Source organism: Mycobacterium nebraskense, assembly GCF_002102255.1.
GTDB lineage: Bacteria > Actinomycetota > Actinomycetes > Mycobacteriales > Mycobacteriaceae > Mycobacterium > Mycobacterium nebraskense.
Genome location: NZ_LQPH01000126.1, coordinates 27,678 through 45,290 on the forward strand (window position 1 = coordinate 27,678; position 17,613 = coordinate 45,290).

19 protein-coding genes are annotated in these 17,613 nt (G+C 67.4%); 9 read left to right on the plus strand and 10 right to left on the minus strand.

The window, feature by feature from the left end; translation table 11 throughout:
- Positions 1-54: 54 nt before the first annotated feature.
- Genes AWC17_RS15965 through AWC17_RS15975 form a run of 3 tightly spaced genes read right to left on the minus strand, consistent with a single transcriptional unit; the run spans position 55 to position 1,672 of the window.
- Positions 55-549, minus strand: coding sequence for an SRPBCC family protein (locus AWC17_RS15965; protein WP_046185168.1), 495 nt, complete (start codon positions 547-549; stop codon positions 55-57).
- Complete coding sequence (locus tag AWC17_RS15970; RefSeq protein ID WP_046185169.1) at positions 549-1,178, minus strand: nitroreductase family protein; 630 nt, start codon at positions 1,176-1,178, stop codon at positions 549-551. The genes AWC17_RS15965 and AWC17_RS15970 overlap by 1 nt, the downstream gene beginning before the upstream one ends.
- An 11-nt stretch (positions 1,179-1,189) precedes the next feature.
- Entirely contained in the window at positions 1,190-1,672 is a 483-nt protein-coding gene (locus AWC17_RS15975; RefSeq protein WP_046185170.1) for a carboxymuconolactone decarboxylase family protein, read from the minus strand.
- Between the two features lie 175 nt (positions 1,673-1,847).
- Here AWC17_RS15975 and AWC17_RS15980 point away from each other — a divergent pair, with 175 nt between their 5' ends.
- From AWC17_RS15980 to AWC17_RS15990, 3 genes are read left to right on the plus strand one after another with little or no spacing between them, the layout of a single operon-like run.
- The gene (locus tag AWC17_RS15980) at positions 1,848-2,546 is read left to right on the plus strand and encodes a hypothetical protein (RefSeq protein WP_046185171.1); all 699 of its coding nucleotides are present in this window, start codon (positions 1,848-1,850) and stop codon (positions 2,544-2,546) included.
- Between the two features lie 8 nt (positions 2,547-2,554).
- On the plus strand, positions 2,555-3,994 hold the full coding sequence (locus tag AWC17_RS15985; RefSeq protein ID WP_047323326.1) for a class I adenylate-forming enzyme family protein: 1,440 nt from the start codon (positions 2,555-2,557) through the stop codon (positions 3,992-3,994).
- Positions 3,995-4,009: 15 nt separating this feature from the next.
- Positions 4,010-4,723, plus strand: a complete 714-nt coding sequence (locus AWC17_RS15990) for a hypothetical protein (RefSeq protein ID WP_046187158.1) — start codon at positions 4,010-4,012, stop codon at positions 4,721-4,723.
- Here the strand turns inward: AWC17_RS15990 and AWC17_RS15995 are convergent.
- Together AWC17_RS15995 and AWC17_RS16000 are read right to left on the minus strand one after the other, a co-directional pair.
- Complete coding sequence (locus tag AWC17_RS15995) at positions 4,709-5,695, minus strand: NAD(P)H-dependent flavin oxidoreductase (protein WP_047323325.1); 987 nt, start codon at positions 5,693-5,695, stop codon at positions 4,709-4,711. The two genes, AWC17_RS15990 and AWC17_RS15995, sit on opposite strands and share 15 nt — an antisense overlap.
- Complete coding sequence (locus AWC17_RS16000) at positions 5,692-6,084, minus strand: tautomerase family protein (protein ID WP_046184421.1); 393 nt, start codon at positions 6,082-6,084, stop codon at positions 5,692-5,694. The genes AWC17_RS15995 and AWC17_RS16000 overlap by 4 nt, the downstream gene beginning before the upstream one ends.
- An 81-nt stretch (positions 6,085-6,165) precedes the next feature.
- Here AWC17_RS16000 and AWC17_RS16005 point away from each other — a divergent pair, with 81 nt between their 5' ends.
- Positions 6,166-7,002 (plus strand): LysR family transcriptional regulator, encoded by an 837-nt coding sequence (locus AWC17_RS16005; RefSeq protein WP_046184420.1) that lies wholly within the window; start codon positions 6,166-6,168, stop codon positions 7,000-7,002.
- A gap of 68 nt (positions 7,003-7,070) precedes the next feature.
- On the opposite strand, the gene AWC17_RS16010 is transcribed toward AWC17_RS16005, so the two are convergent.
- The gene (locus AWC17_RS16010) at positions 7,071-7,673 is read right to left on the minus strand and encodes a TetR/AcrR family transcriptional regulator (RefSeq protein ID WP_046184419.1); all 603 of its coding nucleotides are present in this window, start codon (positions 7,671-7,673) and stop codon (positions 7,071-7,073) included.
- A 106-nt stretch (positions 7,674-7,779) separates the two neighbouring features.
- Between AWC17_RS16010 and AWC17_RS16015 the strand changes: the two genes are divergently transcribed.
- Positions 7,780-9,351: a phytoene desaturase family protein gene (locus AWC17_RS16015; protein ID WP_046184418.1), complete on the plus strand. Its 1,572-nt coding sequence runs from the start codon at positions 7,780-7,782 to the stop codon at positions 9,349-9,351.
- 10 nt (positions 9,352-9,361) lie between these two features.
- On the opposite strand, the gene AWC17_RS16020 is transcribed toward AWC17_RS16015, so the two are convergent.
- Genes AWC17_RS16020 through AWC17_RS16030 form a run of 3 tightly spaced genes read right to left on the minus strand, consistent with a single transcriptional unit; the run spans position 9,362 to position 11,507 of the window.
- Positions 9,362-9,970, minus strand: a complete 609-nt coding sequence (locus tag AWC17_RS16020) for a YbhB/YbcL family Raf kinase inhibitor-like protein (protein WP_046184417.1) — start codon at positions 9,968-9,970, stop codon at positions 9,362-9,364.
- 50 nt (positions 9,971-10,020) lie between these two features.
- Positions 10,021-10,467, minus strand: coding sequence for an SRPBCC family protein (locus AWC17_RS16025; protein ID WP_046184416.1), 447 nt, complete (start codon positions 10,465-10,467; stop codon positions 10,021-10,023).
- A 35-nt stretch (positions 10,468-10,502) separates the two neighbouring features.
- Entirely contained in the window at positions 10,503-11,507 is a 1,005-nt protein-coding gene (locus tag AWC17_RS16030) for a zinc-binding dehydrogenase (protein WP_046184415.1), read from the minus strand.
- A gap of 170 nt (positions 11,508-11,677) precedes the next feature.
- On the opposite strand from AWC17_RS16030, the gene AWC17_RS16035 reads away from it, so the two are divergent.
- The gene (locus tag AWC17_RS16035; protein WP_046184414.1) at positions 11,678-12,400 is read left to right on the plus strand and encodes an MBL fold metallo-hydrolase; all 723 of its coding nucleotides are present in this window, start codon (positions 11,678-11,680) and stop codon (positions 12,398-12,400) included.
- Here the strand turns inward: AWC17_RS16035 and AWC17_RS16040 are convergent.
- Positions 12,397-12,771, minus strand: coding sequence for a hypothetical protein (locus AWC17_RS16040; RefSeq protein WP_046184413.1), 375 nt, complete (start codon positions 12,769-12,771; stop codon positions 12,397-12,399). The two genes, AWC17_RS16035 and AWC17_RS16040, sit on opposite strands and share 4 nt — an antisense overlap.
- Before the next feature lie 325 nt (positions 12,772-13,096).
- Here AWC17_RS16040 and aceA point away from each other — a divergent pair, with 325 nt between their 5' ends.
- The 3 genes from aceA to AWC17_RS16055 all read left to right on the plus strand — a co-directional run bounded on the left by aceA (position 13,097) and on the right by AWC17_RS16055 (position 17,541).
- The gene (aceA, locus tag AWC17_RS16045) at positions 13,097-15,385 is read left to right on the plus strand and encodes an isocitrate lyase ICL2 (RefSeq protein WP_046184412.1); all 2,289 of its coding nucleotides are present in this window, start codon (positions 13,097-13,099) and stop codon (positions 15,383-15,385) included.
- A gap of 430 nt (positions 15,386-15,815) precedes the next feature.
- A complete protein-coding gene (locus AWC17_RS33555) occupies positions 15,816-16,193 on the plus strand; it encodes a hypothetical protein (protein ID WP_197083429.1) in 378 nt (125 codons plus the stop codon).
- Positions 16,194-16,377: 184 nt separating this feature from the next.
- Complete coding sequence (locus tag AWC17_RS16055) at positions 16,378-17,541, plus strand: LLM class flavin-dependent oxidoreductase (RefSeq protein WP_046184410.1); 1,164 nt, start codon at positions 16,378-16,380, stop codon at positions 17,539-17,541.
- The last annotated feature ends 72 nt before the right edge of the window (positions 17,542-17,613 follow it).

The window sequence follows — 17,613 nt, forward strand, 5'->3', positions numbered from 1 at the left end:
CCGGCGGCCACTGCCCCGGGACGCGTATCCCGTGGTCACGGCGCCAACGAACCCCTAAGCGAGCCGCCGCACGCGGCCGGCATAGCCGAGCGCATGCTCGTACGTTTTGAGGTTGTCGCGAGAAATCCTCGCGTGCACCGGCCGTTCGAGAAGGAAGCGCAGCACCGGGTTGTAGGCGTGGTAGGTCTCGTGGAAGGTCAGCATGGTGGTCCCGTCCGGCTGCTCCTCGAGTTGGTGGTAGCCCTCGGCCCGGGACCAGAGCGGCGCGCCGACGGCCACATAGCGCGACAGTTTGTTGGTTTCGGCCTCCGTGACGGTTTCCCACGACCGCGCCCGGCCGCCCGACAGCAGGTACTTGGGCACTTCGTAGATGCAGGTGCGGACCAGACCCTCGCCCGCTTCGTTGCCCTCGTTGAGGATCTCCATGCTGCCGCCCGGCCATTCGAGTCGTCGAGGCCGCGGCGCGTTGGGCGGCGCGGGCGGATGCAGCACCCGCCATACCTTCGCCGGGGGTGCATCGACGTGAAATCGCACGGTGTAGGACTGCATCAGCCGTCTCCCCAGCTATCCCAGAACGTCACGGTTTCCGCGGGCGGCCGCGCGGCCGGCCGGAAGTCGGTGCCGATCGTGTAGGCCACCGGGAACAGCGCGGCCTGCGTAACCGTGTCCGGGATGCCGAGCAACTCGGCCACTTCTCGTTCCTTGGCCAGATGGATCGTCGTCCACACTGATCCCAGCCCCCGCGACCGCAGCGCGAGCAAGAAGCTCCAGCCGGCCGGGATGATCGACGCCCAGGCCGACGCGGCGACCAACAGGTTGGAGTTGTCGATGCGGTTCGCCAGGCAGGGGATCACGTGCACGGGAACCTTGCCCAGCGTGTCGGTCAGGCTCAACGCGCTCGCGTACACCCGCTGGGTTTGCGGGTCGGACGCGTCCTTGGCGGCGTACGCGAGATACTCGGCGCCGACGCTGCGGTAGATCTCGGCGATCGCGGCGCGTTTCTCCGCATCGGTGATCACCAGCCACCGCCAGTCCTGCGTGTTGCTCGCCGTGGGCGCTTGCATCGCCAGCCGGACGCACTCGAGGATCACCTCGCGACCGACCGGCCGGTCCAAGTCGAGGCGCTTACGCACCGACCGCGTCGTCGTCAGCAGTTCGTCGACGGTGGCTAGGTCCATTCGGTTCCTTACTAGAGATCGATTGCGCAGGACTGATCGACACCCAACACGGTCAACGAGCGGCCCAAGCCCAGAAACACCGCGACGCACAGGGTGAGATCGAGGATCTCGGGGTCGGAGAACGACTCCCGCAGCCGCCCGAAGAAGGCGTCGTCCAGCGACGCATGATCGGTGGCGAACCGCTCGGCGTATTCGATGGCCAGCCGCTGGCGCGGCGTGTAGCCCGGGTAGCTGGCGTACGCGGCGACGTTGTCGTAGAGCTCGGGCGCGACGCCGGCGTCCAGCACGGACTGGGCCCGAAAGTCGGAGCAGGCAACGCAGTCGTTGATCTGCGCGATGCGCATCCTGGCCAGCTCGCGCTCGTCGGCCGGCAGAACGCTCTGCTGGTATGCGCCGCGGATCATCCGCTCCACCATGTCGCCGAGTTGCGGTCGCAGCGTCCAGATCATGGCGGCTTCGCCACCCGGACCATCCGGCACGTTGAGGCGGCCCATCGGCGACTCCTGCCCGACGAAGTAATTACTGAGTCGAGCAAACCAGTTCGCAAGTCGGGTGTCCAGGGCCCCAGATCCGCACGGGCAACCACCCATGGACATGGCAACCGGTCGGGGTTAGCGTCCGTTGGACGAGGGCGTCCAAGGCCGGGCGCCGTCGGTGGGAGGTCTCGGCATGCTGTTCATGCACGAGGTGCACAAGGTGCGCGGCCGCTGCGAAGACGACTTCGAGGCCGCGTTCCGGCAGGGCTGGATGCCCATGCTTGCCGCCGGTGACGATGCCCGGCTGCTCTGGTACGCCGACCACGCCCAGGGCAGCGGCCCGTCCTACACCGTCGTGACCGTCACCGCCGTCTGCGACGGGCCGGCGTGGGAGCGCCTTGCGCTCCGGGTGCAACAGGGTGACCTGCAGGCGTGGATGCGCGAGCTGGACGAACTGCGCTACGACGTCGAGGCGAAACTGCTGGCGCCCCTGCCGTGGTCGCCGCTCCAGCAGCTGCCGTTGGGGGAGGTACCGGTCGACGGGCGTGAGCACGAACTCAGCCTCTACATGGAAGACACCATGTGGCCCTACCCGGACAAGTTCGAGGAATACATCGATCGCAGCGGCGACGTGTATGCCCAAAGCCTGCAACGACCATCGTCAATGCTGGTGATCCAGGCGGCTTTTCAGCCCGTCCTGGGCAGCCACCTTCGCCGCGAGGTGATTCTGATGCAGCGCATTCAACGGCCCGAGCAGCTGCTCGAACTGCTGCGGACCCCGATCCCCTCCGAGTACCGCGCCCCGGGGACCTGGATGCACGATGCCCTCGACTTGCGGGACCAGTGGACCAGTCGGCTGCTGCGCACCTCCGCGTGGTCACCCCTGTACTGAGCCGCACGATGAATATCGGAACGATGCTCGAGGCCGCCGCGACGGCCGATCCCGCTCGCGTTGCGCTGATCATCGATGGGCGCTCGCTCGGCTACGGCGAACTGGCGGCGTCCGTGCGTCAGTGCGCCGCCGGCCTGGCCGACCGGGGCGTGGCGCCCGGCCAACGCGTCGCGGTTGTCGACGGCGGAAGTGTGCTCTCGATCGCGGCCGTGCTGGGGGCGGCTCGCATCGGTGCCGCGGCCACGCTGATGAATCCCGCGCTGACCCCGCCTGAGCTGCACGGGCTTTTGACGAGTGCGGGCTGTGCCGAGGTGGCCGTCGCGGGGGAGCCGTACGTCGACCGGCTCCGCGAGGCCGGCGCGCCGACGGTGTTGACGGACGCCGATCTGCTGGAAGGCGTCAGTTCGTCAGCGCCGCCCGGCGACGACGCTGACCGCGATGCCTTGGTCCTGTTCACCAGCGGGACAACGGGACTGCCGAAGGCCGTCGGCATCAGCGGCCGGCAGCTGGCAAGGCGGATCAAGGGGATGGCGGCACCGTTGCGGCCCGACGCCAAACCCTCGGTGGGGATGATGTGCGTGCCGTTCTTCCACGTCGGGGGCGCACTGGGCACGCTCGGCAGTTTGTACTCGGGCAATACGTCGGTGGTACAGCGGCGATTCGACGCCGGCGAGTGGTTACGCCTGGTGTCCGAGCATCGGGTGACCACCACCTTCCTGGTTCCCACGATGCTGCAGCGCATCCTCGACCATCCCGACTTCGCCGACGCCGACTTGTCGTCTCTGCTCGCCATCGCCTACGGGGCCGCCGCCGCGCCCATCAGTTTGGTCCGCCGGGCGATGGCTGCCTTCCCACACGTGGCTTTCGCCAACGTATTTGGTCAGACCGAGACCCTCGGCGCGTATACGACGCTGATGCCGGCCGATCATCGCGACCCCGCCCGGGCGGGGTCGGTCGGCCGGCCGCTGCCCGGAGTCGACGTGCGAGTGGTGGACCCCGAAACGGGAGAGGACGTGAAGCCCGGGACGGTCGGCGAGTTGTGGGTGAACACCACCCAGAACGTCACCGAAGGCTGGCTGCGCACCGGTGATCTCGCCCGCCAAGACTCCGACGGCTACATCTTTCCGAGCGGACGGCTCAGCGACACCATCAACCGCGGGGGAGAGAAGTTCGGGCCGGTCGAAGTGGAGGAAGCGCTTCGTTCCCACCCGGCGGTGCGTGACGTGGCGGTCGCCGGAATCGCCGACGACGAACTGGGCCAGCGAGTGGGGGTCGCGGTGGTGGCAAGCGCCCCAGTGACTCTCGAGGAGCTGCGATCACACTGTCGCGAGTTGATCGCCTACTTCAAGTTGCCCGAGCGGCTGGCAATCGTCGACAACATCCCCTACAACTCGACCGGCAAGGTCAGCCGCCGCCAGCTCGCCGCGCTGATCGCCAAAGAAGCTTGAAGGCAAGGAGTCCCGATGCTGTTCCTTCACGAGACCCACAAAGTGGTCGGCGCGCGGCAGGACGAATTCGAGGCCGCCTACCGCGAGGGCTGGATGCCCACGCTGGCCGAGGAGGACAACGCGCGACTGCTCTGGTACACCAACCAGGCCCACGGGTCGGGGTTGTCCTACAACGTGGTCACCATCACCGGCATCGTCGACGGAGCGGCCTGGGAAAGGCTCGCGCGCAGAGCCCAAAGCGGTGACCTCCGGCCGTGGATGCGTGAACTCGACAACCTGCGCCACGAAGTGACGGGCAAGCTGCTGCTGCCGGTTGCCTGGTCACCGCTGCAGGCCGTCGACCTCAACAGCGTGCCGACGACCGCTGAGACCCACCCGCTGACGATGTTCATGGAGGACACCGGCTGGCCGTACGCACCGCTCGACGATTACATCCGCTCCTGGGACGAGATCTACTATCGGCCGCTGTCCCAGGCGTCGGCCAGGATGCGCATCCTCGACATTCAGGCATGCTTCCAGGTGGCGCATGGAAGCCATCGGCGACGAGAGGCCATGCTGTGGCAGAAGATCGATGACTCCAACAACTATGCGGCACTGGTCCACCTGCTGACCAAGGAGATCCCGCCGGAGCACCGGGCGCCGGGCAGCTACATGTTCGACGCCCTGCAGTACCGCGACCAGTGGCAGAGCCGCCTGCTGCGGACGTCGGACTGGTCACCGCTGTACTGAGCCCGGCCCGGCCGCGCGATTCAGGATGCGGGCGGCCTGCTCGACCATGTCGACCATGATGTCGGCCGCGGGCCGCACCTGGCGGACCAGCCCCACACCCTCGCCGACGAGTACGGCGGCGGTGTCGAAATCCTCAGCGGCGATTGCCTTTTCGTAGTCGGCCGCCGCTTCGGGCAGCGCCGCCGCCAGCTGGTCCTCGTTGCCATGCCACCTGTCGAGAAAGGCGTTACCCAGCGCCCGCGCGTTGTATTCAGCCGGCCAATCCAGCCGCCGCACAAGGTCATAGGCGCGCGTGCGGAAGGTGTCGTCCCCACCGGCCGCCAGCGCCCGCTCGTGGGCGCGGGGCGACACCAAAGCCTCCGGCGACGCCCAGAACCTGGTGCCCACGAGCGCGCCGTCGGCACCGAGCGCCAGCGCGGCGGCCAGCCCGCGCCCGTCGCTGATCCCGCCCGCCGCCAGCACCAGGGTGTCCGGTGAACGTTCGGCGACGAGGTCGACGACGTCGGGCACCAGCGTGAAGGTGGACCGGGCGGTCATGCCGTGACCGCCGGCCTCGCCGCCCTGGGCCACGACGACGTCCGCGCCGGCGTCCAGGGCCTGGCGCGCGTGGTCGAGCTTTTGCGCCTGCGCGATGACGGGGACGCGGGCGGCGCGAATGCGGTCGGCGAACGGCTGCAGTTCACCGAAGGACAGCATGATCGCGGCGGGCCGCCGGGCCAGGGCCGCGTCGAGCAGTTCGGGTTGGCGGGCCAAGCTCCAGGTGATGAACCCGCATCCGACGTTTGCCCCTTCGGCTCGGTCGAATTCGCGCCGCAGCCATTCCGCGTCGCCGTAGCCGCCGCCGATGAGGCCCAGGCCACCGGCCGCCGTCACCGCCGCCGCCAGCCGGCCGCCGGAGATCATCGCCATCGGGGCGAGCACAACGGGGTGTTCGATACCGAAGGACTTCGTGAGTCGAGTGCCGAGGCTCATTTCAGCTCCCCGGTGAGAAACTGCGCCCGGCCGAGGCCGAAAGACCAATCCTCGTCCCCGTTTTCGCTGATCGAGACGATCAGGTCGGCCGGGTCGAGCCCGCACCGGTCGGCCAGGTTGCCGGCCATCAGCTCGTAGAACTTCTCCTTCATCGCCCGCGTGCGCCGCCGGCTCACCATGTGCACGATCACCTGTTGCGGCGAGCGGGTGATGCCGAGACCGGTATCCAGAGCGACGATTTCGTGGGCGGGGTGGGTGCGCACCACCTGATAGCGGTCCCGCGGCGGCACCCCGAACGCTTCGACCACGGACTCGTGAATCGCGTCGAGCAACGCCCCGACCTCCGACGGCGTCCGGCCCTCGATGAGGTCGATGTAAAGCAGCGGCATGTCGTCTCCTCTGAGCTATGTCCTTGGCTACGACGTTAGGTCCGTCGAGATCGGGTGTGAAATGCCTGCTGTAATCGATCTATGCTTGTCAGGCATGGGCGCGCGTTCGAGGCGGTGGCACGACTCAAGTCGTTCACCCAGGCCGCCGACGAACTCCGCATCACCCAACCGGCGCTCAGCCGCACCGTCCGGCAGCTGGAAGACGCGCTCGGCGTGACGCTGGTGGACCGCACTTCGCGGCGCGTCGAGACGACCCGGGCCGGGCAGACGTTCCTCGACCACGTCGAGCGGGTACTCGCGGAGCTGGAGCGGGCGTTCGGCGCCGTACGTCGGCAGGCGAGCATCGCCCTCGGATTCAGCTGGTTGCTGCCCGACCCGTGGGCGCAGGAAACCGTCGCCCGTTTCGAGCGGGTCACCGGGACCACGGTCAGGCTGGTCCGCACCGACGATGCGCTGAGCGCGGTGCAGCAGGGCAGGGTCGACGTCGCCGTGGTCCGCGGGCAGGTCACGTCAACCACCGTGCGGGTGGTGCACCTCTTCGACGAGTCCCGGGTGGCGGTGTGTTCGGTCCACTCGCCGCTGGCCACCAGGTCGGAATTGGATTGGGGCGAGGTCCCGCAGTGGCCGTTGGTCGTCAACACCGCCAGCGGGACCACCGGGCCATGGTCGTGGCCGGCGGGCGAGGGGCCGGAAAACATCGTGGAGACGACCAATTTCGATGAATGGCTGGAATCCGTCGCGGCCGACCGCGGCATCGGCGTGATCCCCGACGTCGCCGTGCGGCGCAACATCCACCCCGGCGTCCGGTTCGTCGCGCTGCGGGGAGCACCCGAGAGCCCGGTGTCGCTTGCCTTTCTGCCACGCGTCCGCAACGCCGTGCTGCGCCGCTTCGTCGAGGCAGCCCTGGAGAGCCCCTGAGAGCGGCGCAAAGCATTTGAGTGTGCGCACACGGCGGCATCCGTCGGCGTGTCGCCCTCAATGCACACTCAGCGCGGGGGGAGAGCCAAACCGGAACGCAGCAGCTCCAGGCTGGACGCCACCAGTTCGCCGAGGTCGCCGGTGGCGCCGTTGCGCCCCCAATGCTCCACTGCCACAACGAGGGCGGCGGCCATAGCCGAGCCGGTGACCTCGGCGAGCAGATCGATGTTCGGCACGTCCGGGTTGCGGCCCCTGACGAAGTCGGTCAGCACTTGCGCGAACGACGATTGCACGACGCGCAGATGGCTCGCGATGCGTTCGGCGCTGATCAACTCCGCGCGGGCCGTCGCGGCCTGACGGACCACTTCAAGGTCGTGCGGGAAGGCCGCGACGCTCGCCAGCACCGCATCGAAGAGCGATTCAGAGGCGGGGCGGCCGGCGAGCGCCTCAGCCAGCCATTCCAGCTGCGTTTCGTAGTCCCGGAAGAGCACCGCCTCCTTGGTGGGAAAGTGGCGGAAGAAGGTCCGTTCGGTGACGCCGGCCTCCCGGGCCAGCTCGGTCACGGTGACGTTGGCAAATCCCTTGCGCGCAAAGCTTTTCAGCGCAGCTTGGCGCAGTGCCTCGTGCGTCGATCGTCGGCGTAGCTCATGGCGGTTCGTCGGCGCGGTCATCCCACCGGAATGGTATCCCAGCCGGCCAGAACTCGTCAGGACTGACATCTTCCAATCATGTCAGTACTGACATATTCTTGTCACGCGCCAACTGAGGGAGAAAACCATGCCGGACTATGCCGCGATCGTCGTGGGAGCGGGCCACAACGGCTTGACCGCGGCGACTGTTCTGCAGCGCGCGGGGGTGCGGACGCTGTGCCTGGAAGCCAACACCTATGCGGGCGGCATGGCGGCGACCGTCGAATTGATCGACGGCTTCCGGTACGAGATCGCCGGTTCCGTCCAGTTCCCGACGGCGAGCCAAATCACCAAGGACCTCGGGCTGGACACCCTGCCCACGGTCGAGCCGGAGGTGATGTCCACCAACATCGGCGACCACGGTGAGGAGCCGATGGTCTTCTACCGCGACCCGATGCAGCTGATGACGCACCTGGCCGAGAAGCACGGCATCGAAGCCGTCACCGGCATGGCCGAATTGATCGGCTGGAGCCAGGGCCCCGCAAAGGCCCTGGGCCGCTTCGACGTCCGCACACCACCCAAGACCCTCGACGAGATGTATGCCTGCGCGGCCAACGACGCCGAGCGACGGGCCGTTCACGAAATGTTGTTCGGCTCGGCGATGGACGTCATCGACCGGTACCTGCCCGACAAGGACAAGCACGCGGTCATGCGCGGGATGCTCGCGTTCCTCGCGATCAACTCCACCTACCGCGGCCCCTATACGCCGGGCAGCGCCACGTGCCTGGCGTTCGCCCTGGCCGTGCCCCAGAACGAAGCAGGTAGCACGGCGATGATGACCAAACTCAAGGGGGGCATCGGCGCGCTCACCGAACACCTGCGTGAGCAATTCGTCTCCCACGGCGGCGAGATCCGCTTCCGCGCCAAGGTGGAGCAGATCCTCGTCGACCACGGCGCGGTGACCGGGGTGCGGTTACGCGACGGGTCGACCATCACCGCCCCGATTGTGGTCTCCAACCTCGCGCCGGACGTCACGCTCACCGATCTCATTGCATCGGAACATGTTCCGGTGGAGCTGCTCTCGCGACTGTCGGGTCGCGATCACCGGGCCTCCTTCGTGCAGATCCACTTCGCCCTCGACGGACTGCCCGAATTCGCCGCACCCTATGAGTTTTTGAACGAAGAAGGCATGCAACAGTCGGTCGGGATTTTCGGCGCCCCGGAAGAACAACAGCTGCACTGGGAGAATTGCCGGCGGGGCATTGTGCCGGACAACCCGTCGATGGGAATGCAAATCCCGTCCGTCCACGATCCGAGCATGGCCCCGCCCGGTAAGCACGCCGCCAGCGCGTACGCGTACGCCTTCCCGGTCGAAAGCGACCGCCAAGATCATGGTCGACTCAAAAACGAGATGGCACAACGTGTTATCGACAAGATCACCCGGCTGGCCCCGAACTTCAAAGACATCGTGATCCGCCACATCACCTTCGCGCCCTACCACATGAACACGATGTTCGGCGCGCCCGCCGGCGACTTCTGCCATGGCCTGCTGCACCCAGACTTGATGGGTCCCAACAGGCCCGGGCCGAAGGGATTCCTCGACTTCCAGATTCCCATCGACGGCCTCTACCTCGGCGGCGCGGGATGTCACGGCGGGCCGGGAATCACGTTCACCCCCGGCTACAACGCCGCTTATCAGGCGCTCGACGACAAGGCCTGAAAACGCGGCCTCAGCCTCCGAAGGTTCCGGTGAGCTGTGCCTGCGCGGTCGCGCTGCCGGCGATCGTCTGCGCCGCCTGGACGCCGGCGAGGCCGCCGGGCAACTGGTAATCGTTGGGAAGCTGATAGAGGGTGAACCGGTAGTGGTGCGTGCCGGTTCCCGTCGGCGGGCAGGGTCCTTGGTATCTGGGCTGCCCGCCTGTGTTCGGCAGCGTCGTCGCGCCGGCCGGTGTCTGACCATCGCTTGTGCTGCCCGAACCGGGCGCGATTCCGATCACGACCCAGTGCACGTATAGCCCGTTGACGGCGTCCGGGTCGTCGAGTACGAGTGCCGCGCCCAACGGCGCCGACCATGTCAGCGGCGGCGCGACGTTGGCCCCCTTGCAGGTGTACTGCACGGGGATCGGCGCACCGTCGGTGAACGCCGGGCTGCTGATGGTCAACGGCCCGCCGGCGGGCGCGGCCGGGGCCGTGCGCCCGAGGGTCGTCACCTTCGGCGTCGACGGCGCCGTCATGCGGGTGTCGCCGTGGCCGCCGCAGCCGGCGAGCGCGACGAGGACCGCCAGCCCGCCGATGACCGATGCGACCCGGTGGAAATAGCTCACGGGTGTCGATTCCATAAGGACAGTGTGGCGCGCGCAGCGGCCGTCCGGAAGCACCTAATTTGCCGCTACGAGCCGCGCTTCTTCAACTCCAGTACCCGTTTACGCAGTCCCTTGGTGGCGGTGTCCATGAGGCTTTTGGACCCGCGCTTGATCAAGAACCCGGGCACTGGCATCAACAGGTCGACGGTGAGATCGAAGCTCACCCGGGTGGAGTCGCCGTCGGGCGTCAGCGTGTAGCGGCCATCCTGCGCGCGTTGCTGTTTGGCGCTGACCAGAGTCCAGCTCACGCCGTCGTCGTGAGCGGTGTACGCCAGCTCCTGCTCGTCGCTGACCCCGACAAGTTTGACCACTTGCTTCGACCTGGTGGGGTGGCCCTGATCGTCCCGCTCGAGAACCTCCACCTTTTGATGAACCGAGGACCACTCCGGCAGCGATTCGATGTCGAACAGCACATCCAGGATCTCATCCGGTGTCGCTTCGATGACGACCTCGCGGGATTCGGTGACAGCCATGGAGGATAGATAACCACTGCAGCGCCGCTAAAAACTCACGGGACCAGGACCACCTTGCCGATATTCTCCCGCGCCGCCAGGATGCGGTGCGCCTCCGGCGCTTCGGCGAATGGCACCGCGGCGTGGACGACCGGAGCGATCGTCCCGTCCCCGAGCGCCTTGGCGAGCGGAGTGATCCACGGCTCGAGCGTGCCGCGGTCGTCCCACAGCCGCAGCATGTTGAGGCCGATCACGGCCTTGGACTCGGAGAGCTGGTCGATCAGGTTGAACCCGCGCAGCATCGCCAGCGCGTGCGGGGCGGCCGCCCGCAGCGAGCGCTTCTCGCCGTGCTGAAGGTTCGAAACCCCGTATCCCACAAGCCTTCCGCCCGGCCGCAACAGCGCGTAGGACCGCCGCAGCGACGTGCCGCCCAGCGCGTCGAGCACCAGATCGTACGGCTCCAGGCCATGCCACCAGCCGTCTCGGCGGTAGTCGATCGCTCGGTCCACCCCCAGTGCGGCCAGCTTCTGATGCTTTGCGGGCGACGCGGTGCCATGCACCTCGGCCCCGGCGGCCTTCGCGAACTGGATGGCCGCGATGCCGACCCCGCCGGCCGCGGCGTGCACCAGCACCCGTTCACCGGCGCGCAGCGACCCGTAACCGTGCAGCGCGGCCCACGCGGTCGCGTAGTTGACCGGGACGGCCGCGCCCTGTTCGAAGGTCATCGCGTCCGGCAGCGGCACGGAGTCGCTCGCCGCCACATTGACGATCTCGGCGTAGCCGCCGAACCGGGTTCCCGCCAGCACCCGGTCGCCGACACGGCCGGGGTCGACACCGTCGCCAACCGCCTCAACGATCCCGGCGACTTCGTAGCCAACGACCGCCGGGAGTTTTGGCGCATCGGGGTACATGCCGACGCGGGCGAGATGATCGGCGAAGTTCACGCCCGCCGCGCGCACCCCGACCCGCAGCTGCCCTGGGCCCGGCGGCGGCGGATCGGGCCGCTGCTGGACCCGCAGCACCGACGGATCGCCGCGCTTGGTGATGACGACTGCGCGCATCGCGAATTCCTTCTCTCCCCGCTCAGACCTGCGTGACGGCGTCACGCCAGCCGGCCCATCCGGTCGCAGGACAAGGGTCTCCAGCAGTTTCTATGTCGGCGATTTCCGACATGTCAACCATTTCCGACGTGTGCTGACAGCGTGCCCTGGTGACCGATATCTTCCTCCCTATGCATTTCGCCTGGGAGCGGCTGACGCCCAGCGTGCACCGCTGTCGGCTGGCGTTCTGCGACGTCACTATCGGGCTGGTGCGGGGCCGAACCGGGGCGCTGCTCGTCGACACCGGCACCACCCTGGCCGAAGCCGACGCGATCGACGCCGACGCCCGCCAGATTGCGGGACGACCAGTAACGCATGTCGTGTTGACGCACAAGCACTTCGACCATGTCCTGGGCTCCTCGGCGTTCGGTGAAGCTGAAATCTACTGCGCACCAGACGTTGTCGAGTACTTATCGTCGGCTGTCGATCACCTTCGTGAGCATGCCCTGAGTTATGGCGCCGACGCCGCGGAGATCGACCGCGCGATCGCGGCACTGAAGCCGCCGCAGCACGGTATCCACGACGCCGTTGTCGACCTCGGCGATCGCACCGTAACGATCGCCCACCTGGGCCGGGGACACACCACAGCGGACCTCGTCGTCATTGCGCCCAGCGCAGAAGGTGAAGATGACCCGGTTGTCTTCTTCACCGGTGATCTCGTCGAGGAATCCGCCGACCCCTATATCGATGCCGATTCCGATTTAGCGGCCTGGCCGGCCACCCTCGATCGGATCCTCGCGGCAGGCGGACCCGATGCCATCTACGTCCCGGGCCACGGAAGAGTCGTCGACGCGGAGTTCGTCCGCCGCCAGCGGGATTGGTTGACCCGTCGGGCGGCCGCCGACCCCGGCTAGACTCGCGGCCCGCTGCAGGCGGCAATGAGGGCGTCCGGGTCGGTGACGCTGACGCATAACGAGCGCAGGGATATCGATCGGGTTACGGCCTTCGCCTCTACCGGTGGCTCAATCGTCAACGCCACCAGGCCCTTGCCAGACCCATTGACGAGCCAGCGCCCGTGCGAGTAGTGCACGCCCAGGGTGAAGGCTCGGTCGTCCGCCCTTTCGGCACTGGTGATCGACGCCAGGGGAATATGAGCGTCGAATGCCCAGCCCATCTTCACGTGTAAGGTCCCCGCCTCCACCCGCACCTCGCTGCGCTTCGGTCCCAGTCCGACGGCAACCGAAAGGGGGAGGTACCACCGCTCATAGCGCAATTCCATGGGCATGGCACTCGACCATACCTCTTGTTTGCTGGGCTCGCTGATTTTTCTTGAATCGGCTCAGGCGGCCGACGCGGGCAGGTCGTGGGTGGCTTTGAAAGGCATTGCCTGCCAACATTTTCCCGTCAGAATCGAATCTTCCGCGCCCGCAGTACCCCCGCCAGCGATCAAAAGGGTTTTGTGTGCCCCGACGGTCCCAGCGGCCGACGCGGATCGGACTCAGGCGTCCGGCAACAGTTTTGGCACGGGTCTTTCGACCCCTGATTGAACGGCCCTCTGCGGGGATAGACTCTCGTCCAAGGGAATCGTGGGCGAAGAGGAGCATAAGGCCATGGCCATCATTGACTCGGACACCGAAGTCCGGACATCGTTTGAAGACGACCTCGCCGCCACGCAGCGATACATCGACGGCCCGCGCTTCGCCGGCATCACCCGCCTATACACGGCCCGCCAAGTAGTGGAGCAGCGCGGCACCATCCCGGCCGACTACACCGTGGCACGCAACGCGGCGGCGGCCTTCTACGACCGGCTGCGCGAGTTGTTCGCCGCCAAGAAGAGCATCACGACCTTCGGCCCCTACTCGCCCGGCCAGGCGGTGGCCATGAAGCGGATGGGGATCGAGGGCATCTACCTTGGCGGCTGGGCAACGTCGGCCAAGGGCTCCACCACCGAGGACCCCGGCCCGGACCTCGCCAGCTATCCGCTGAGCCAGGTGCCCGACGACGCCGCAGTACTGGTGCGCGCCCTGCTCACCGCCGACCGCAACCAGCAGTACCAGCGGCTGCACATGAGCGAGCGGCAGCGCGCCACCACCCCCGCGTACGACTACCGGCCGTTCATCATCGCCGACGCGGACACCGGCCACGGCGGTGACCCGCACGTGCGCAACCTGATCCGCCGCTTCGTCGAGGTCGGCGTCGCGGGCTACCACATCGAGGACCAGCGCCCGGGTACCAAGAAATGCGGCCACCAGGGCGGCAAGGTGCTGGTGCCGTCGGACGAACAGATCAAACGCCTCAACGCGGCGCGGTTCCAACTCGACATCATGAAGGTGCCCGGCATCATCGTCGCCCGCACCGACGCCGAGGCGGCCAACCTCATCGACAGCCGCGCCGACGAGCGCGACCAGCCGTTCCTGCTCGGCGCGACCAACCTCGACATCCCTTCGTACAAGGCCTGTTTCCTGGCGCTGGTCCGGCGCTTCTACGAGCTGGGAGTCAAGGAGCTCAACGGCCACCTGCTCTACGCTCTCGCCGACTCCGAGTACGCCGCCGCCACCGCCTGGCTCGAGCGCCAGGGCATCCAGGGCCTGATCTCCGACGCCGTGAACGCCCGGCGGGACGACGGACAAGACTCGATCGACGACCTCTTCGACCAGGTCGAGTCGCGGTTCGTGGCGGCGTGGGAGGACGACGCCGGGCTGATGACCTACAGCGAGGCCGTGGCGGAGGTGCTCGCGTTCGACGAGCACGAAGACGAGCAACCGAGCCTGACCCCCGACGAGTGGCGACAGTTCGCGGCGCGCGCGTCGCTCTTCATCGCCCGGGAGAAGGCGAAGGAACTGGGCGTCGACCCGCCATGGGACCCGGAACTGTCGAAGACCCCGGAGGGCTACTACCAGATCCGCGGCGGCATTCCGTACGCGATCGCCAAGTCGCTCGCGGCCGCGCCGTTCGCCGACATCCTCTGGATGGAGACGAAGACCGCCGATCTCGCCGACGCCCGCGAGTTCGCCGACGCGATCCACGCCGAATTCCCCGACCAGATGCTGGCCTACAACCTCTCTCCGTCATTCAACTGGGACACCACCGGGATGACCGACGAGGAGATGAAGCGCTTCCCCGAGGAGCTCGGCAAGATGGGCTTCGTCTTCAACTTCATCACCTACGGCGGCCACCAGATCGACGGCGTCGCCGCCGAGGAATTCGCCACGTCGCTGCAGCAGGACGGCATGCTGGCGCTGGCTCGGCTGCAGCGCAAGATGCGCCTGGTCGAGTCGCCATACCGGACACCGCAGACCCTGGTCGGCGGGCCACGCAGCGACGCGGCGCTGCAGGCGTCCTCCGGGCGCACCGCGACCACCAAGGCGATGGGCAAGGGCTCGACCCAGCATCAGCACCTCGCGCAGACCGAGGTACCAAAGAAGCTGCTGGAGGAGTGGCTGGCGCTGTGGAGCGAGAACTACCAGCTCGGCGAAAAGCTGCGGGTGACCCTGCGGCCCCGCCGCGCCGGTTCGGACGTTCTCGAGCTCGGGATCTACGGCAACGGGGACGAGCAGCTGGCGAACGTCGTCCTCGATCCGATCAAGGACCGGCACGGCCGCAGCATCCTGCAGGTGCGTGACCAGAACACCTTCGCCGAGAAGCTACGCCAGAAGCGCCTGATGACGCTGATTCACCTCTGGCTGGTGCACCGGTTCAAGGCGGACGCGGTGTACTACGTGACGCCGACCGAGGACAACCTCTATCAGACCGAGAAGATGAAGTCCCACGGCATCTTCAGCGAGGTCTATCAGGAGGTCGGCGAGATCATCGTCGCCGAGGTGAACAAGCCGCGCATCACCGAGCTGCTGACACCGGACCGGGTGGCGCTACGGAAGTTGATCACCAAGGAGGCCTAGAGAGCGGTCCGCGAGCCGAGGCCGTTCGCAGGTGACGAAGGTTGTGACAGTACGGCCACTTCGCGCTCGAGGCCGCCCCGGTCATGCCGCGAAACGATGTCCCATTTACGAATAAGAAAACTTCTTATTGCCGCGTAAGTAAATTCCCGCATAGCAACAGTTGTCTGCGGATACGATTTTGGTCGCCGATGGTCCATTAGCCCGAGATGGGCCATCGGCCCCCCACGCGCCGCGATTCTGTTGCACCCGCAGCTGCCACCGCACCGATTGCCGCCGATGAGACGCGCCCTCCGACGGCCCATCCCTGTGATGGGCCATCGGCATTTCGTGGGCAGAAGTCCCCGCGTCGAATCCCGTTTGCACGGGCTCGTGCCGGGGTAAGGAGAAGTGGACCAGTTGCACGTGGTTCAAGTGGGGATTGGGGATTTCGATGAGATCGGCAGCCAGGACCTCGGTCGCGCTGTTCGGCGGTGCGGCCATGCTCGTGCTAGCGGTCGGTTGTGGTGGCGGCGGCAACAAGGGGCCAAGCAGCACCACCACCACGCCGACGACCACGCCCTCGTCCAGCGTGGCTCCATCCACACCCGGCGGCGGTGGTGGCACCCCGGGCGGCCCCACGGGTAGCGGCGTCCCCGGCGGCCCGACCGGCGGCGGCGGCCCCGGTGGCGGTGGCGGCGGCGTCCCCGGCGGCCCCACGGGCGGCGGGGGACCGGGCGGCGGAAGCGGCAGCATCCCCGGTGTAGGGGGTGGCGGTGGCGGCCCGGGTGGCGGCGGCGGTTGCGTCGGCAACGTCTGCGGCGGCTACTGAGATCGGTCCGCTGAGCCAGCGGTAACGCGCCACAACAAAGACTTGCCCCCTAGTCGGCGGGGCCGGGAGTACCTGGCCCCGCCGGCTGAAAACCCATACCCACCGAGCGTTCTGACGTGACGGCCTACGCCGGACACCGCATTCGAGTTATGGTTCTGGCCAACTCGGATGCAAGGGGACTTCGATGGCGAAGCTCAGGTTTGGATACTTCATCGCCCCGTTCCACCGGGCGGGCACGAATCCGACGCTCGCATTGCAGCGTGACCTCCAATTCATCGAGCACCTCGACGCCCTCGGCTTCGACGAAGTGTGGTTGGGCGAACACCACTCGGCCGGCAGCGAGATCATCAGCTCACCGGAGATCTTCATCGCCGCCGCGGCCGAGCGCGCGAAGCGCATTCGCTTTGGCACCGGGGTCATTTCGCTCTCGTACCACAACCCGCTCTGGGTCGCCGACCGGCTGATGCTGCTGGATCACCTCACCCACGGCCGCATCATCGGCGGCGTGGGGCCGGGCTCCCTGCCCAGCGACTCGTCCATGATCGGACTCACGCCCACCGACACACGCGAGCTGCTCGAAACGAATCTCGACATCGTCGTGCGACTGCTGGCGGGGGAGACGGTGAGCGCCAAGACGGCCACGCACCAGCTGTTCGACGCCAAGTTGCAGCTCGCCCCGTATTCCGACGGCGGGATCCCGCTGTCGGTCGCCGCGGTCGCGTCGCCGACGGGCGCGCGGCTGGCCGGCAAGCACGGCATCGGCCTGCTGTCCATCGGGGCGACGTTGACCGTCGAGGGCTTCAACGCGCTCTCATATCACTGGGGCATCGTCGAGGAGCGGGCGGCGGCCTTCGGCAGCCAGGTCGACCGCAAGAACTGGAGCCTGGTCGGCCTGTTCCACCTCGCCGAAACCGAAAAGCAGGCCCGCGAAGAGGTCAAGTTCGGCATCGAGCCGTGGTTCCGCTACTTCCAGAAGGTGGCCGCCTTCCCGCAGATGACGATGCCGGGTGAGCAGCTCGACGAGATGATCGACGTCATCAACGACAACGGGGCTGGCGTCATCGGCACGCCCGAGCGGGCCCGCGAACAGGTGCAGCGACTGTGGGATCAATCCGGCGGGTTCGGCTGCATGCTGCAGATGGGCCACGAGTGGGCCACCCCGGCCGCCACCAAACGGTCCGCCGAATTGTTTGCCGCCGAAGTGATGCCGCATTTCCAGGGCCAGGCGCAGCCGACGCTGGATGCCGCCGCGCGTGCCGGCCAGGCCCGGGAGAGCTTGGCCCAATCGCAGTTGGACGCGGTCGCGCACATGACGAAGAAATACCAGGACGAGATCGACTCGAAGTAGCGGCTCAGATGCCTAAGCGCCGCACGGGTGTCACGCGGTGCGCGCAATTCGTCGGCGTCGGCGTGGCCGCCA

Excerpts from the sequence above, each read along its gene's own strand:
- aceA (WP_046184412.1), top strand. The coding sequence starts at position 13,097 with ATGGCCATCATTGACTCGGACACCGAAGTCCGGACATCGTTTGAAGAC.
- AWC17_RS15965 (WP_046185168.1), bottom strand. The coding sequence starts at position 549 with ATGCAGTCCTACACCGTGCGATTTCACGTCGATGCACCCCCGGCGAAG.
- AWC17_RS16030 (WP_046184415.1), bottom strand. The coding sequence starts at position 11,507 with ATGCGCGCAGTCGTCATCACCAAGCGCGGCGATCCGTCGGTGCTGCGG.
- AWC17_RS16005 (WP_046184420.1), top strand. The coding sequence starts at position 6,166 with ATGCTTGTCAGGCATGGGCGCGCGTTCGAGGCGGTGGCACGACTCAAG.
- AWC17_RS16020 (WP_046184417.1), bottom strand. The coding sequence starts at position 9,970 with ATGGAATCGACACCCGTGAGCTATTTCCACCGGGTCGCATCGGTCATC.
- AWC17_RS16040 (WP_046184413.1), bottom strand. The coding sequence starts at position 12,771 with ATGCCCATGGAATTGCGCTATGAGCGGTGGTACCTCCCCCTTTCGGTT.
- AWC17_RS15990 (WP_046187158.1), top strand. The coding sequence starts at position 4,010 with ATGCTGTTCCTTCACGAGACCCACAAAGTGGTCGGCGCGCGGCAGGAC.
- AWC17_RS16025 (WP_046184416.1), bottom strand. The coding sequence starts at position 10,467 with ATGGCTGTCACCGAATCCCGCGAGGTCGTCATCGAAGCGACACCGGAT.
- AWC17_RS15995 (WP_047323325.1), bottom strand. The coding sequence starts at position 5,695 with ATGAGCCTCGGCACTCGACTCACGAAGTCCTTCGGTATCGAACACCCC.
- AWC17_RS15980 (WP_046185171.1), top strand. The coding sequence starts at position 1,848 with ATGCTGTTCATGCACGAGGTGCACAAGGTGCGCGGCCGCTGCGAAGAC.
- AWC17_RS33555 (WP_197083429.1), top strand. The coding sequence starts at position 15,816 with ATGAGATCGGCAGCCAGGACCTCGGTCGCGCTGTTCGGCGGTGCGGCC.
- AWC17_RS16035 (WP_046184414.1), top strand. The coding sequence starts at position 11,678 with ATGCATTTCGCCTGGGAGCGGCTGACGCCCAGCGTGCACCGCTGTCGG.
- AWC17_RS15970 (WP_046185169.1), bottom strand. The coding sequence starts at position 1,178 with ATGGACCTAGCCACCGTCGACGAACTGCTGACGACGACGCGGTCGGTG.
- AWC17_RS16015 (WP_046184418.1), top strand. The coding sequence starts at position 7,780 with ATGCCGGACTATGCCGCGATCGTCGTGGGAGCGGGCCACAACGGCTTG.
- AWC17_RS16010 (WP_046184419.1), bottom strand. The coding sequence starts at position 7,673 with ATGACCGCGCCGACGAACCGCCATGAGCTACGCCGACGATCGACGCAC.
- AWC17_RS15975 (WP_046185170.1), bottom strand. The coding sequence starts at position 1,672 with ATGGGCCGCCTCAACGTGCCGGATGGTCCGGGTGGCGAAGCCGCCATG.
- AWC17_RS15985 (WP_047323326.1), top strand. The coding sequence starts at position 2,555 with ATGAATATCGGAACGATGCTCGAGGCCGCCGCGACGGCCGATCCCGCT.
- AWC17_RS16000 (WP_046184421.1), bottom strand. The coding sequence starts at position 6,084 with ATGCCGCTGCTTTACATCGACCTCATCGAGGGCCGGACGCCGTCGGAG.
- AWC17_RS16055 (WP_046184410.1), top strand. The coding sequence starts at position 16,378 with ATGGCGAAGCTCAGGTTTGGATACTTCATCGCCCCGTTCCACCGGGCG.